Source organism: Homoserinimonas flava (assembly GCF_054969005.1).
On the sequence record NZ_JBUEQS010000002.1, the window covers coordinates 42,002 to 55,462 of the forward strand.

13 protein-coding genes are annotated in these 13,461 nt (G+C 67.5%); 3 read left to right on the forward strand and 10 right to left on the reverse strand.

Going from position 1 to position 13,461, the window contains the following annotated elements; translation table 11 throughout:
* Positions 1–126 precede the first annotated feature (126 nt).
* Positions 127–1,092 carry a Ppx/GppA phosphatase family protein gene (locus tag ACY48M_RS05700; protein WP_462819875.1) on the forward strand — a complete coding sequence of 322 codons (966 nt, stop codon included), beginning with the start codon at positions 127–129 and terminating at the stop codon, positions 1,090–1,092.
* Between the two features lie 10 nt (positions 1,093–1,102).
* Here the strand turns inward: ACY48M_RS05700 and ACY48M_RS05705 are convergent, their stop codons facing one another.
* A complete protein-coding gene (locus tag ACY48M_RS05705) occupies positions 1,103–2,953 on the reverse strand; it encodes a putative bifunctional diguanylate cyclase/phosphodiesterase (RefSeq protein WP_462819307.1) in 1,851 nt (616 codons plus the stop codon).
* A gap of 141 nt (positions 2,954–3,094) precedes the next feature.
* Here ACY48M_RS05705 and ACY48M_RS05710 point away from each other — a divergent pair, with 141 nt between their 5' ends.
* Positions 3,095–3,274 carry a multidrug transporter gene (locus ACY48M_RS05710; protein ID WP_462819308.1) on the forward strand — a complete coding sequence of 60 codons (180 nt, stop codon included), beginning with the start codon at positions 3,095–3,097 and terminating at the stop codon, positions 3,272–3,274.
* 147 nt (positions 3,275–3,421) lie between these two features.
* Entirely contained in the window at positions 3,422–3,712 is a 291-nt protein-coding gene (locus ACY48M_RS05715; protein ID WP_462819309.1) for an iron-sulfur cluster assembly accessory protein, read from the forward strand.
* Between the two features lie 46 nt (positions 3,713–3,758).
* On the opposite strand, the gene ACY48M_RS05720 is transcribed toward ACY48M_RS05715, so the two are convergent.
* From ACY48M_RS05720 to ACY48M_RS05760, 9 genes are all read right to left on the reverse strand, one after another.
* Positions 3,759–4,172: an acyl-CoA thioesterase gene (locus tag ACY48M_RS05720; protein WP_462819310.1), complete on the reverse strand. Its 414-nt coding sequence runs from the start codon at positions 4,170–4,172 to the stop codon at positions 3,759–3,761.
* A gap of 39 nt (positions 4,173–4,211) precedes the next feature.
* Positions 4,212–6,254, reverse strand: a complete 2,043-nt coding sequence (locus ACY48M_RS05725; RefSeq protein WP_462819311.1) for an FAD-dependent oxidoreductase — start codon at positions 6,252–6,254, stop codon at positions 4,212–4,214.
* Between the two features lie 40 nt (positions 6,255–6,294).
* A complete protein-coding gene (locus tag ACY48M_RS05730; RefSeq protein ID WP_462819312.1) occupies positions 6,295–7,461 on the reverse strand; it encodes an ABC transporter ATP-binding protein in 1,167 nt (388 codons plus the stop codon).
* Entirely contained in the window at positions 7,458–8,996 is a 1,539-nt protein-coding gene (locus ACY48M_RS05735; protein ID WP_462819313.1) for an ABC transporter permease, read from the reverse strand. The genes ACY48M_RS05730 and ACY48M_RS05735 overlap by 4 nt, the downstream gene beginning before the upstream one ends.
* The gene (locus ACY48M_RS05740) at positions 8,996–10,057 is read right to left on the reverse strand and encodes an iron ABC transporter substrate-binding protein (RefSeq protein ID WP_462819314.1); all 1,062 of its coding nucleotides are present in this window, start codon (positions 10,055–10,057) and stop codon (positions 8,996–8,998) included. The genes ACY48M_RS05735 and ACY48M_RS05740 overlap by 1 nt, the downstream gene beginning before the upstream one ends.
* 89 nt (positions 10,058–10,146) lie before the next feature.
* Entirely contained in the window at positions 10,147–11,334 is a 1,188-nt protein-coding gene (locus tag ACY48M_RS05745) for a 4-hydroxybenzoate 3-monooxygenase (RefSeq protein WP_462819315.1), read from the reverse strand.
* A 110-nt stretch (positions 11,335–11,444) separates the two neighbouring features.
* Positions 11,445–12,212: an IclR family transcriptional regulator gene (locus ACY48M_RS05750; RefSeq protein WP_462819316.1), complete on the reverse strand. Its 768-nt coding sequence runs from the start codon at positions 12,210–12,212 to the stop codon at positions 11,445–11,447.
* Between the two features lie 32 nt (positions 12,213–12,244).
* Positions 12,245–12,871, reverse strand: coding sequence for a hypothetical protein (locus ACY48M_RS05755; RefSeq protein WP_462819317.1), 627 nt, complete (start codon positions 12,869–12,871; stop codon positions 12,245–12,247).
* A 98-nt stretch (positions 12,872–12,969) separates the two neighbouring features.
* On the reverse strand, positions 12,970–13,326 hold the full coding sequence (locus tag ACY48M_RS05760) for a DUF2510 domain-containing protein (RefSeq protein WP_462819318.1): 357 nt from the start codon (positions 13,324–13,326) through the stop codon (positions 12,970–12,972).
* Positions 13,327–13,461: the final 135 nt, after the last annotated feature.

Here is a 13,461-nt window from a genome sequence, read left to right on the forward strand (position 1 = left end):
CGTCCCGGGTTTCAATACGCTCGCAGCGCTCGCGACTCAACCGGCGTGATTCGCCGGTTGAGTAGGCCCGCCAGGGCCGTATCGAAACCTGGGACGGTCAGTGCCGTGTACCCTGCCGAAGTGCCTTTGACCCGCGTCGCCGCCTTCGATTGCGGCACCAATTCTCTCCGCCTGCTTATCGCCGATGTCGGTGACGATGGCGTGCTCCATGATGTGGTGCGCACGCTTGAGGTGGTGCGCCTCGGGCAGGGTGTTGATCGCACGGGTCGCTTTGCCGATGACGCGCTCGCCCGCACGCTCGACGCGACCCGCACCTATGCCGCGCTGTGCCGCGAGCACGGCGCCGAGCGCGTGCGATTCGTCGCCACCTCTGCGACTCGGGATGCGGCAAACCGCGACGACTTCACGGGTGCCGTGCACGACATCCTCGGGGTCGCGCCAGAGGTGATCTCGGGCACGGAGGAGGCGGCGCTGTCGTTCCGCGGCGCCCTCACGGCGCGCCCGGCCGCCGACGACGCGCGTCGGCTTGTGGTCGATATCGGCGGTGGCTCTACCGAGCTCGTCCTCGGTGTTCGCACTCCTGAGGCCGCCCACTCGATGGATGTCGGCAGCGTGCGCCTCACGGAACGTGACATCCACCACGACCCGCCCAGCGCCGACGACCTTGCGGCACTCCGTCGCGATGTCGCCGCCGCGCTCGCCGAGGCGGAACACGCGGTTGACCTTTCGACGGTCACCGATGTGGTCGGCGTGGCGGGCACCATCACGACGGTCACCGCCCACGCGCTGCGGCTCGCCGCCTACGAACCCGACGCCATCAACGGTGCGCGCCTGCCGCTCGCGACCGTGCTGGAGGCGTGCGACAGCCTCATCCGCATGCCGCGCGACGACCGGGCAGCCCTGCCGTACATGCATCCTGGCCGCGTCGATGTCATTGCGGCGGGCGCCGCCATCTGGGCCGCCGTGCTCGAGAGGGTCGCGGATGCCACGGCCGCCGCCGATCGCACCCTCAAGTTCGTCACGACGAGTGAGCACGACATTCTCGATGGCGTCGCCCTGTCGCTCGCTGAGGGTGACCGCCGCGAAGCCTAGCCACGCCCCGTCATGCCGGGTCGAGCATTTCCCAGAGTTGTTCGGCGGGGACCGGATGGGCGATGAGGTAGCCCTGCGCGCGATCGCAGCCGAGCTTCGCCAGCGTGTCGAGTTGGTGCGGGGTTTCGACGCCCTCGGCGACGACGCGCAGCCCCAGCCCGCGGCCGAGACCGACGACGGCGGCGACGATTCTTTCGCCACCGTGGTCGATCTGGGAGACGAAAGAGCGGTCGACCTTGAGTTCCGTGACCGGGAGGTTGCTGATCTGGGTGAGCGAAGAGAACCCGGTGCCGAAATCGTCGATCGCGACGCCCACACCGAGCGCGCCGATTGCCCGAAGCTCAGACTGGGCGATGCTCATGTCGGCGACGACCTTTGACTCGGTGACCTCGATCGTGAGCACGTGCGGCGGTAGCTTGAGGGTGTGCAGCACGTTCGCGACTGATGTGGCGAAGCCGGCACTGTCGAGTTGCACGACCGACGCGTTCACCGAAACCTCGATGTCAACGCCTGCCGCATGCCACACCATGGCGTCGCGGCAAGCGGTGCGGAGGACGTGTTCGCCGATCTCTCCGATCGTGCCGTTCTCCTCAGCGAGCGCGATAAAGCGGTCCGGCTGCACGAGCCCGCGCGTCGGGTGCTGCCAGCGGGCGAGGGCCTCGACCGCGACAATCTGGCCCGTCGCGATGTCGGTCTGCGCTTGGTAGTGCGTGATGATTTCGCCCCGGGCGACCGCGCCGTGCAGATCGGTGTCGAGGGCGAATTCGTCTATGTCGTCGCTGGTGCCTCGCAGGGCACGTCGGGCCGCAGTCTTGCCCACGAGGTCTGCTTCGGCGAGTGCCGTCAAGCGCTGAGCCCGATCGCGTGGTGTGCCCTCCATAGCGACGTCGGCGAGCGCCGCGAAGCCGAGGGTGAGCGAAAGCACAATCTCGTGGTCGCCAACCCTAATCGGATGCTTGAACAGTCGTTCGATGCGCGCCATGCTCGAGGCGACCTCATGCGGGAGCGTCTGTGCGAAGGCGATGGCGTATTCATCACCTCCGTAGCGCGCCACAATGTCGCCGGACCGCGACACCTGACGCAGGCGTTCACCGACCTCGCGCAGCACAAGGTCGCCCGCGGCGTGCCCGAGCTGGTCATTGAGGCGTTTGAAGCGGTCGATGTCGCAGACCACGACGGCGACGCTTGACCGCGTCGTATCCGCCATCCGCACCATCAGCGCGACCCCCTCATCGAGCGCAAGGCGGTTCGGCAGCCGGGTCAGTGGGTCGTGGTGTGTGTGCCAGGTGACCTCCTTGTGGAGGCGGTTGTTGTCGAGTGCAACCCCGGCGAGCGCGGCGAGGCCGGCGAGCCTGCCGATGAGGGTGTCGTCGAGCTCTGCCGGTGGGTCTGATTCGGCCCAGTGGGCGACGACGAGGCCCATGAAGCGGCCCGAGACGGCGATGGGGGCGGCAGCGAGCGCCCGCAGCCTGAACTTTTCGATGAGGGCGCGCGACCACGCCGAGCTCTCGGCAGTGAGCAATACGGGGTCACCGATCTGAAGCAAGGCGTTGAGTTCGTCACTCTCAAACGGCGTGCCCACCCATTTGGCGACTTCGTCTGCGAGATCGTCTGTCCAGCCGGCGAAGCCGGAGACGACGAAGCGGCTCGCCGCCTCGTCCCACAGCACGACAGCGCCACGATCTGACTGGCAGACGGTGGGCACGGCGTTTGCCACGATCTGCGACACGGCGGGGACATCGGTCGGTTCGCAGAGGGCGCTGGCGACCGAGAGCAGCATCTCACTGGTGTCGCGCTGGCGCACCAGTTCAGACGCCGTGTCGTCGTCGACGGCGATCGTCGAACTGTCGTCTCTGCTCACCATGCCTTCCCGCAACATCGCCGCGTGTTGGATGCTGCAGGGCTTCAGGTACGCCCTGAGGCAAGTGTGGCACGGGCGCTGTGCTGACGGAACCTTCCTCGCAGGGTCGCGGTCTCGGCGATTCGGGGGCACCATAGGGGCATGGACGACAAGACTTTCGACGAGAAGCGGCACGACCAGCTCACGACCGCCCCTAAGTCGGCCGAGGCCGACGCGGCACCGCGCATCGAGGTGACCGAGAAGCCCGATGGCACGAAGCGCATCGATTGGCGCGATGATGCCCCGGTGCGACCGGGTGGCGATGACTCGGGCGACAACTAGCTGGATGTTCGGTGTAGCTGGGTGTTGTATGGAGCTGGGTGTTGCGTGGGCGGTTCGTGAGAAACGCCGCACAATGGCGGCCAGCGGGTTGAGGTCGCCGCTCGGGTGCTGAATCGTGGATGGCTCGCCCCCAATGGAAGGAGCATCATGCTCACCCTCACCGAAACCGCCAGCAACGTCGTCAAAGCCATCATCGAGCAGAGCCCCGACACCGAGAGTGCCGGCCTCCGCATCAACTCGCAGGGCACAGACCCCAGTGCCGAACTCGGCGTCGCCGTCGTTGAGGCACCAGAGTCGAGCGACCAGGTGCTTGAGCAGGATGGTGCCCGTGTGTTCCTCGACGAGGGGGCGACGCTCGCCCTCGCTGACAAGGTGCTCGACGCGCAGGTCGGCAACGACGGCAGCGTCAGTTTCGCCATCGGCCAGCAGGCCGAATAAGACCGAGCACCCTTGGCCCCGAGGGCTCAGGCGCAGATTTCGCGGTTCACACCGCGTAGCGGGCGAGGTACTCGCGTTCGTGCGGCAAGAGCGGCCGCGAGTGCCCGCCAGCATCCATCGCCACCATGACGGTCGTCGCCTCAAGCACGACCGCACCCGACTGGGTGGCAACGTAGGCCATCGTGTATGAGGTGGTGCCGATCGCCGCGATGGTGATGCTGATGCGCAACTCCGGCCCGTATTCGATCGGCCGGCGAAAGTGCGTTGTCGCCGAGGCCACGAGCGGCCCAGGATCGAAACTCGCGTCGCCGTTCGACTGGTGCGCGTTCGTTTGGTGGGCCTGGGCCCGCCACTGCACGCGCGCTTCTTCGAGCAGGGTGCCGGCGCGAACGTTGTTCACGTGCCCGTTGAGGTCTTGGTCTGACCAGCGCACAGGCACAACGATGTCGAATGACGGCATCTCTCGATCGTAACCCTGCCGGGCCAAGCCGGATGCAAGCTACAGCGCCGCCGCCACGCGGGTGCCCTGATCGATGGCTCGCTTCGCATCAAGCTCGCCCGCGACATCCGCCCCACCGATCACGTGCGGGGTGCGACCCTCAGCGGCGAGGGCGTCAACGAGGTCGCGCACGCTCTCTTGCCCGGCGCAGATGATGATGCTGTCGACCTCGATCGTGGCGGCACTCTTGTGATCTTCGCCAAAGGTGATGTGCAGGCCGGCATCGTCGATGCGTTCGTAGTTCACTCCGCTGAGCTGCTCGACACGCTTGTGCTTGAGGCTGGCCCGATGCACCCAGCCGGTTGTCTTGCCAAGCCCCATCCCGATCTTGCCTGGCTTGCGCTGCAGCAGGGTCACTTCGCGGACTGGCGGCGTCGGTTGCGGCGTAACGACGAAGCCGGCGACGGTGCCGTCATCCGTGACGCCCCACTCGCGCTTCCACTCGGCGAGATCCTCCGCGCTGGGGTTCGCGTCGCGCATGGTGTGCTCGGTGAGAAACTCGCTCACGTCGACCCCGATGCCGCCAGCCCCGATGACCGCGACGCGTTCTCCGATCGCCCGGCGGCCGAGCACCGCCTCGGCATAGGTCATGACCGAATGGTGGTCGATGCCCTCGATCGAAGGCACACGCGGGGTCACGCCGGTCGCGATGACGACATCGTCGAAGTCCGCAAGGTCGGATGCCGCGGCGCGGGTCTCGAGCCGCACCTCGACCTCGAGCAGCTCGAGCTGGCGCGTGAAGTAGCGGATCGTTTCGGCGAACTCCTCCTTGCCGGGGATGCGCTTGGCGATCGCGAACTGGCCGCCGATTGCGTCATTCGTTTCGAAGAGGGTGACCCGGTGCCCGCGGCGGGCGGCCGTGATCGCGGCGGCGAGCCCGGCCGGGCCGGCACCCACAACGGCGACGCGCTTCACTTGCTTTGTCGGCAGCAGCACGAGTTCGGTTTCGCGCCCCGCACGCGGGTTCACAAGGCAGGTGACCTCTTTACGCTGGAAGGTGTGGTCGAGGCACGCCTGGTTGCAGGCGATGCAGGTGTTGATCTCGTCGGCCGCGCCCGCACTGGCTTTGCGAACCCAGTCGGGGTCGGCGAGCATGGGGCGGGCGAGGGCCACGAGGGCGGTGGAGCCACGCGACAGGATGCCCTCCGCCACCTCCGGCATGTTGATGCGGTTCGCCGCCGCCACCGGAACGGTGACCTCGCGCGCGAGTCGCTCCGTGATGTCAGCGAACGCGGCACGAGGCACCGAGGTGACGATCGTCGGCACCCGCGACTCGTGCCATCCGATGTCGGTGTTGATAATCGTCGCCCCTGCGGCCTCCACCTCGCGTGCGAGCGTGACGATGTCGTCCCAGGTTTGGCCGTGCTCCACAAAGTCGGCCATCGACAGGCGGTAGATGATGATGAAGTCCTCGCCGACAGCCGCACGCGTCTGGCGCACAATCTCGACCGCGAACCGACGGCGCCGCTCGGGGGTGCCGCCCCAAGCATCCGTTCGCTGATTGGTGCGCTCCGCGAGAAACTGGTTGACGAGATAGCCTTCGCCACCCATGATCTCGACCCCGTCGTAGCCGCCCTCTTTGGCAAGACTCGCGGTGCGCGCGAACGACGCCACCACCCGTTCGACGCCGCGCGTGCTGAGGGCTCGAGGGGTGAACGGGGTGATGGGCGATTTGATGGCCGAGGCCGAGACGCTGAACGGGTGGTAGCTGTAGCGCCCGGCGTGCAGCACCTGGAGGGCGATTTTGCCGCCCTCGGCGTGCACCGCGTCGGTGATGACGCGATGGCGGGGGAGCTCGCGCCGACTCGTGAGCTTGCCGGCGAACGGCGTGAGCCAGCCCCGGATGCTCGGCGTGTAGCCACCCGTCACGATGAGGCCGACGCCCCCGCGTGCACGCTCAGCAAAAAACTCGGCAAGACGATGGGCGTCCTTTGCCTTGTCTTCGAGCCCCGTGTGCATCGAGCCCATGATGACCCGGTTTTTCAGGGTCGTGAATCCGAGGTCGAGGGGCGCGAGCAGGTTCGGGTACGGCAGCGACGACATGCCTCAAGTATGTCGAGAAGTTGGGGGCACCCTGCTCCGCTTAGCTGGGAGCGACAGTCATCGCCGCCTGGGAGCGAACAGGGTTGGCGGTTTCGAACCGCGGCGCCGCAGTGTCAGCTGCCACGACCGGTGAAGGCACGGCAGGCTCGTCCGCAGCAGGGGCCGAATACGGCACGCCAGCGCCCTCGACGCGGAGGGCCGTGAGTGCGCCGAGCGATGGGATGCGGCCAGCGGCGACACGGGCGAGCAGCGTGCGCCGATCATCCATTGTTGTCACCTCGACGATTGCGTCATGCCCGCCATAGCGGACCCGTGTGACACGCCCGCCGACACCCTGCGCGCCAAGCTGCAGCTGCTCGGGCCGGAGCATCACCGAGACGGGGCCCGCAGCATCCGTTGTCAGCTCGATCTCGCCGAGCAGCGTCGATGCACGACCATGATGGGCGACCCCATCGACGAAGTTCGCTTCGCCGAGGAACGCCGCGACCCACGGGCTGGCCGGCTCCTGGTAGAGCTCCGCTGGCCTGCCCTGCTGCACGACGGTGCCGTCACGCATGATCATCACCGAGTCGGCCACGAGCAGCGCTTCGCCCTGATCGTGAGTCACGAGTACGCCGGTCACGCCGAGCCGGCGAAGCATCGCGGTGAGATCGTCGCGCAACTCCGCACGCAACTGCGGGTCGAGTGCCGCGAAGGGTTCGTCGAGCAGGAGCAGATTGGGCTCGGCGGCCAGCGCGCGGGCGAGTGCGACGCGCTGCGCCTGCCCGCCAGAGAGCTGATCAGGAAACCGGTCGGCGAGGTCGCTCAGGCCGGTGAGCGCGAGCAGCTCATCCGGAACCGTCGAGCGGGATGCACGTGCCGAGCCGCGGCGCACCGCGCTCCACTTGACCTCCCCGAGTCCGAAGGCGACGTTCTGCGCGACCGTGAGGTGAGGAAAGAGCGATGCCGCCTGCGGCACCCAGCCGACACGGCGACGCTCGGGTGCGACAAACACCGCGCCATCGCTCAGGGTCGCCTCGTCGAGCTGGATTCGACCGGCGACGGGACGCACCAGTCCGGCGATCGCGCGCAACAGCGTGGACTTGCCGCAGCCGCTCGGCCCGACGATCACCGCGAGGGTTCCCTCCTCGACGTCGATCGCGACATCCTGCAGCACCCGGTGTCTGCCGAGCTCGACGGCAAGTCCCTCGACAGTGAGCCGACTCATCGTTCTCCTCCTGTTGAGATGCGTTCGCTCCGCGGCGACAGCATCACGGCTGGCACTGCCGCGAGCAGCACAAGCGCGATTGCGTATGGCACCGCCGCTCCGTAGGCGGCAATGTCGGTTTTGCTCCACAGTTCGATCGCCAGCGTGTTGATGCCGGTCGGTCGCAGCATGAGCGTTGCGGGAAGCTCCTTCATCGCCGTCACGGCAACGAAGAGTGTCGCCACGACGATGCCGGGCCGCGCGAGGCGAGCGGTGATGTGCCACCAGCGACGGAGTGGCCGGTAGCCCAACGTGCTGGCGACATCTTCGAGTTCGCGAGGAACGCGCTCGATCGAAGAACGGATGGTGCCGATCGCTTTGGGCAGAAACAGCACCCCGTAGGCGAAGGCCAACATCGCCGCACTCTGGTAGAGCGTCGGCACCGCCAGCAGGGAGAAGAAGACGAGACCGAGGCCGACCACAATGCCGGGCACCGCGAGCGGGAGTGATCCCGCCGCCTCGAGGATGCGCGATGCGCGCCCAGGAAAGCGTGCGGCAAGGGTCGCGATCGGCAGCGCGAGCAGCACCGCGATCACGGCACCCGCCACTGAGAGCACGATGGTGTTGCCGGCGGCCTCGGCGAGCCCAGCGAAATCGACGGCCTGCACGGTCTGCGCGTTCCAGAGGCGAGAGACGAGACTTGCCAGCGGAACGCCGACCCCGAGCACCGCTGGCGCGGCGACGATCACAACGGCGATTGGGGTGAACGGGCCCCACTCGACCTTGGCGCGCGTTCCCGCGCGGGCAACCGGGGTCTCGCGGGAGGGGCGGAAGCGCCGGTCGATCAAGAAGATTGCGAGCGCGATCGTGACGAGCACGGCCGCGAGCACCGCGGCATAGTTGCGGTCGAATGCGGCACCGTAGGCCTGGTGAATCGCCGTCGTGAGCACTGGGAATCGGAACAGCGCCACCCCGCCGAAGTCGGCCAGCACATAGAGGCACGCGAGCAGCGCTCCGGCAGCGGAAGCACCGCGGATGCCCGGCCAGACGACGGCGGTGAAGGTGTGGACGGGCCCGTAGCCGAGCGTGCGTGCCACCTCTGCGAGGCTCGCGGAGGTTCCGCGGAGCGCCGCCGCCACCGGGAGCAGCACGTAGGGCGTCGTGACGACCGTGAGCACGAGCCACGAGGGCCAGAAGCCGCTCGCGCTGGGCACAGCGGCGAGCCACCCGAACGCGGCGAGGTACGACGGCATCGCAAGCGGCAGCACAGCAATCACGGCGAGGCCGCGCGGGAACGGCACGCGAACCCGGCTCAGGATGAGGGCACCGGCGACACCCAGAACCGTTGACGCGATCGTAACGGCGGCCGCAAGCAGGAGTGTGTTGCCCAGGAGTAGCCCGAGCCGCGGACGCACGAACACGGCGAGCACACCCTCGAGGCCGGCATCCGAGATTCGTACGCCGAGGTAGACGAGCGGAATTGCCGCCAGCAACGCCGACAACCCCGCTACCGCGATCAGCGGGAGCGGGGCGGTCGTGCGAACCGGGGCTGTCATCAGATGAGGCCGTGCACCGCCAGCAGTTCTTGCGTTTCGGCGAGCGAGTCGAGGTCGCTCAGGTCGAGCTCGGGGTTCACCAGGCTGTCGAGCGAAGGGAGACCCTCGGGCGCGTCGATGCCGGGAACGAGGGGGTATTCGTAGGTCTCTTCTACGAAGTAGCGCTGGCCCGCATCAGAGACGAGGTACTCGACGAAGGCGAGGGCATCTGGGTCGCCTTCGGCTCCGGCGAGGATCGCCGCGCCGGTCACGTTGACGATGCCGCCAGCGTCGCCGGGGAGGAACTTCAGCTGGGCCCGCATGTTCTCGGCACCGACCTCGGCCGCCGCCTCGAACCAGTAGTAGTGGTTGATGAGGCCAAGCTGCGCGGTCCCGTTGTTCACGAGCTCAAGCGAATCGCCGTTGCTCTCCGTCAGCACGGGAGAGTTCGCGGCCATGCCGGCGACCCACGTGTCTGCCGCATCCTCGCCCTCAAGCACGCGAAGCCCAGTGACGAACGACTGGAAGCTGGCGTTGCCCGGCGCGAACGCCACCTGGCCGCTCCACTCGGCAGCGGTGAGGTCATCGGTGGAGTCGGGCACGTCTGCCTCGCTCAGCTGCTCGCTGTCGTAGGCGATGACCCGCGCGCGGCCGGTCACGCCGACCCAGCTGTCGTCGGTGCTCGTGAAGCCTGCTGGCACAGCATCGGCGATGTCGGCGGGGAGGGTCGAGGCGAGACCCGCGTCGGTGATCGCACCAAGGGCACCAGCATCCTGCGAGAGGAAGACCTGGGCGGGCGACTGCTCTCCCTCTTCGAGGAGGAGCGCGCTCATCTCGCCGGTCGAGCCGTAGCGCACCTCTACCTCGATGCCGGTGTCGGCGGTGAACTGCTCGATGAGCGGCGCAATGAGGTCTTCGCTCCGCCCGGAATACAGCACGAGCGAACCGTCGGACTCGATGGCTGACTCTGATTCCGTGGTCTCTTGCGATGATCCGGCACAGCCGGTGACGACGAGAGCGAAGACTGCGAGCGCTGATCCGGTGGCGAGGATTCTGCGGGTTGACGGGCGGCGAGTGGACAAGCTGCGGGGTGACATGCTGAGGAGGGCTCCATTCGGATGATTAGGCAAGCCTAACCTTAGAGCCCTCCGCAGCGTGCTGTCAAAATCGGCTAGTAGCCGACGTCGAATGGCCAGCCCGTGTATGCCTCGGCAAGGTAGGTCTGCCCGGCGGTCGATGCCGTAACCATCTCGAGCTCGCCGTACCGGCGCTGCTGGTCGAAGGGGTGCTCTTCAGGGGTTGCGTGCAGCATCGAGGTCATCCAGTACGAGAACTGCTGCCCGCGCCAGATGCGCTTGAGCGCCGTGCCGGAGTACGCGTCGAGCTTCTCGGTGCTACCGTTGTCGTAGTAGGCGGCGAACGCGTCAGAGAGCACGAGCACGTCGGCAACGGCGAGGTTCATGCCCTTCGCGCCGGTTGGCGGCACCGTGTGCGCCGCGTCACCCGCAAGGAACATGCGCCCGTACTGCATCGTCTCGCAGACGTAGCTGCGGAACTGGAGCACGTCTTTTTGAAAGATGGGGCCCTCTTTGAGCTCGGTGTAGGGCACGCGGGCCTGCAGCTCGTCCCAGATCTGGGCGTCGCCCCAGTCGTCGGTGTTCGTCTCGTTGGGCACCTGGAAGTACATGCGCTGCACCGTGTCGCTGCGCTGACTGATGAGCGCGAAGCCGCGGTCGCCCGCCGAGTAGATGAGCTCGTCGGAGCTTGGCGGCGCCTCGCAGAGGATGCCGAACCAGGCGAACGGGTATGGGCGGAAGAAGTCGCGGCGCTCCGTCTCGGGGATCGACCACTTGGCGATGCCCTGCGAACCGTCGGTGCCGCCGATGAAGTCACACTCGACGATGAAGTCCTTGCCCTCGGCGTCGGTGAAGCTGATGCTGGGGCTGTCGCTGAGCTGGCCGTGCAGGTCAGACGCCGTGACACCGAAGCGGATGTCGGCTCCCGCATCGAGCCGCGAGGCGATCAGGTCGATCAGCACCTCGTGCTGCGGGTAGAGGTACACGGAACGGCCGACGAGCGACGGAAAGTCGATGCGGTGACCCTCGCCCTTGAAGTGCAGCTCGATGCCGTCGTGCTTGTGTCCGTCACGGAGCACCCGGTCGCTGACCCCCGTGTTGACGAGCACGTCGACCGTGCCCTGTTCGAGGATGCCGGCGCGGATCGTCTTCTCGATCTCTTCACGGCTCCGCTTGTCGATGACGATCGAGGAGATGCCGGCTCGGTCGAGCAGGTGGGAGAGGAGCAGGCCGGCGGGGCCAGCTCCGATGATGCCAACCTGGGTGCGGATGGTCTCCGTCATGGCGACTCCTTCGTCTGTGCGGCGGGGCCGCGGGGTGAACGTGGTGGCCGCGTTTCGGCCTGCTCAGCCATTCTGGGTGTGCGACGGCGATGCGAGAAACGTATTCCTGTTCAATGGGAAAGTATTTGCGCCGTGCGCATGGCCCGCGTGATGCCGACCGCCGCCGACTTCAACAACACCACCGCGGCATCCGTGTCACCGAAATCGCGCGGCAGCACGACCGAGAGCGCCGCGATCACCCCGCCGCCAGGCCCCTTGATGGGCACTGCGACGCCGAGCGACTCTGGGGCGATGTAGCCGGGCGCGATCGCATGCCCCACGCGACGGATCTCGACAATCTTCGCGCGCAGCGCCGTCGGATCGGTGATCGTCTCGGGCGAGCGACGGGGGAGCGGGCCGGCGAGCACGCGCTCCTGCAGCGCCTCGTCGGCGGTCGCCAGCAACACCAGGCCAGAGGATGACGCGTGCAGGGGCAGCCGCCCGGCGATGCGGGTGATGTTCGCGCCAGAGTCGCGGCCAGAGAGCCGCTCGATGAAGAGCGCCTCATCGTCTTCGAGCACCGCGAGCTGCGTGTGCTGCCGCACCTTCGACTGCACCTCCTCCATGAACGGGATGGCGATCTGGCGCAGGCGCAGCGCCTGAGAGCCGCGCATGGCAAGCTCCCACAGGCGCATCCCCACGTGCACATTGCCGCGGTCGTCGCGCTCGAGCAGGCCGTGTTCGCTCAGCTCGGCGACCAGGCGGTGCGTGGTTGACGCGGGGATGCCGGTGCGCCTGGCGATGTCGGAGACGCTGCGGCTTGTGCGCTCCGTGTCGAAGGTTTCGAGGATGCGCACCACTCGGGTGATGAGTGAGTCGCCGCTCGGTGAGTTCGCCATCGTCCTAGCGTCTCACTTCTTCGCCACGTCGCTCAGAGGTACTGCACCACGACGGCGAGGATTCCGAGCACCAGCCCGGGGAGGATGTACAGCGCGACGTAGACGGTGAGGGGGGCGCTGCCGCCGCCGATCGCCCGGTTCACGTGCACCGAGCGCACGATGAGGTACACGAGCGGCATGAGCAGGTTCCACCACGGCGACGCCGTCGTGGTGTGGCCGAGCCCGCGCAGGCGGCGACGGTCGAGGTAGGCGAGCCAGATGGATGCAACAACCTGCAGCACTGAGATGCCCGCGATGATTGCGACGGAGCCGAGGAGGGCAAAGAGCAGCGCTTGCTGGTTCGCCGGCGTGAGGATGCGGTCGCTGAGGTACGGCGCGATCTGTGTATAGAGGGCGGCCATCATGGCGACCGCAGCGATGAGCGGCAGCAATACGAACCACCAGATGGCGCCGGTGTTGCTCTTCGACGGGCCTGGCTTCCAGGTGTTCTGGGTGCTGAAGGGCGCCACAGAGGGCGCCTGGGCGGTGCTTGGCGCGCTGAAGCTTGAGTGGCCGAGACCCGTGCCGAGCTGCTGTCCGAATGACGGCAGCGAGGCGCGCCATTCTTCTTCAGTCAGCGTCCTTGGCTGGTTCGGGTCGTGCTGTCCGATGGTGCTCACTCCGGACCCCCTCCGGTCAGTGAAATTTTTTCGTTTCACCGTACCGGGAGGATGCCCGCTACCGGCATCCCCGCTTCGGGGGTGGCGTCACGGCGCGATCAGCGCGAGTGCCTGCCGGATGCCGGCGGCGATGGTGGTGGGCCGCCGGCTGTGCCGTCAACGTCGGTGTCATCCGCGGGGGCCGGCAGCCCGAAGGGAAGTTTGTGCGCGAGGGCCGCGAGACCACGGCCGAGGCGCGCCGCTGTGCGGATGCGGCGGGGTGCCGGAACCACCTCGCCCGACGCCGCGGCGGCGCGGGACTCTGCAAGGTCATCGACGTCGTAGACGGGTGCGGGTCGCTGGTGCGGCGCGGTGTGTTGGGTCCAGGTTTTGCCGTCCCACCACCGACGGTGGTCGGCCCCGTTCGGGTCTGGGTACCACCCGGCAGGCAGACGGATGTTGTGGAGGTCTGGCATGTGCCCTCAGTGGTCCCTTCGACGCGCGTTGCTCAAGTCTCTCGCGTCACAGGCGCAGACCCGCGGACGAATCGCACAGTTTCGCATCGAAACGTCTGTCACATTCAGGCAACCGTAGGGTGACGGACGCACCAT

Bases quoted from the DNA above. Each gene is read 5' to 3' on its own strand.
- ACY48M_RS05710 (WP_462819308.1), top strand. From the start codon at position 3,095: ATGGACGACAAGACTTTCGACGAGAAGCGGCACGACCAGCTCACGACC.
- ACY48M_RS05715 (WP_462819309.1), top strand. From the start codon at position 3,422: ATGCTCACCCTCACCGAAACCGCCAGCAACGTCGTCAAAGCCATCATC.
- ACY48M_RS05720 (WP_462819310.1), bottom strand. From the start codon at position 4,172: ATGCCGTCATTCGACATCGTTGTGCCTGTGCGCTGGTCAGACCAAGAC.
- ACY48M_RS05725 (WP_462819311.1), bottom strand. From the start codon at position 6,254: ATGTCGTCGCTGCCGTACCCGAACCTGCTCGCGCCCCTCGACCTCGGA.
- ACY48M_RS05730 (WP_462819312.1), bottom strand. From the start codon at position 7,461: ATGAGTCGGCTCACTGTCGAGGGACTTGCCGTCGAGCTCGGCAGACAC.
- ACY48M_RS05735 (WP_462819313.1), bottom strand. From the start codon at position 8,996: ATGACAGCCCCGGTTCGCACGACCGCCCCGCTCCCGCTGATCGCGGTA.
- ACY48M_RS05745 (WP_462819315.1), bottom strand. From the start codon at position 11,334: ATGACGGAGACCATCCGCACCCAGGTTGGCATCATCGGAGCTGGCCCC.
- ACY48M_RS05750 (WP_462819316.1), bottom strand. From the start codon at position 12,212: ATGGCGAACTCACCGAGCGGCGACTCACTCATCACCCGAGTGGTGCGC.
- ACY48M_RS05760 (WP_462819318.1), bottom strand. From the start codon at position 13,326: ATGCCAGACCTCCACAACATCCGTCTGCCTGCCGGGTGGTACCCAGAC.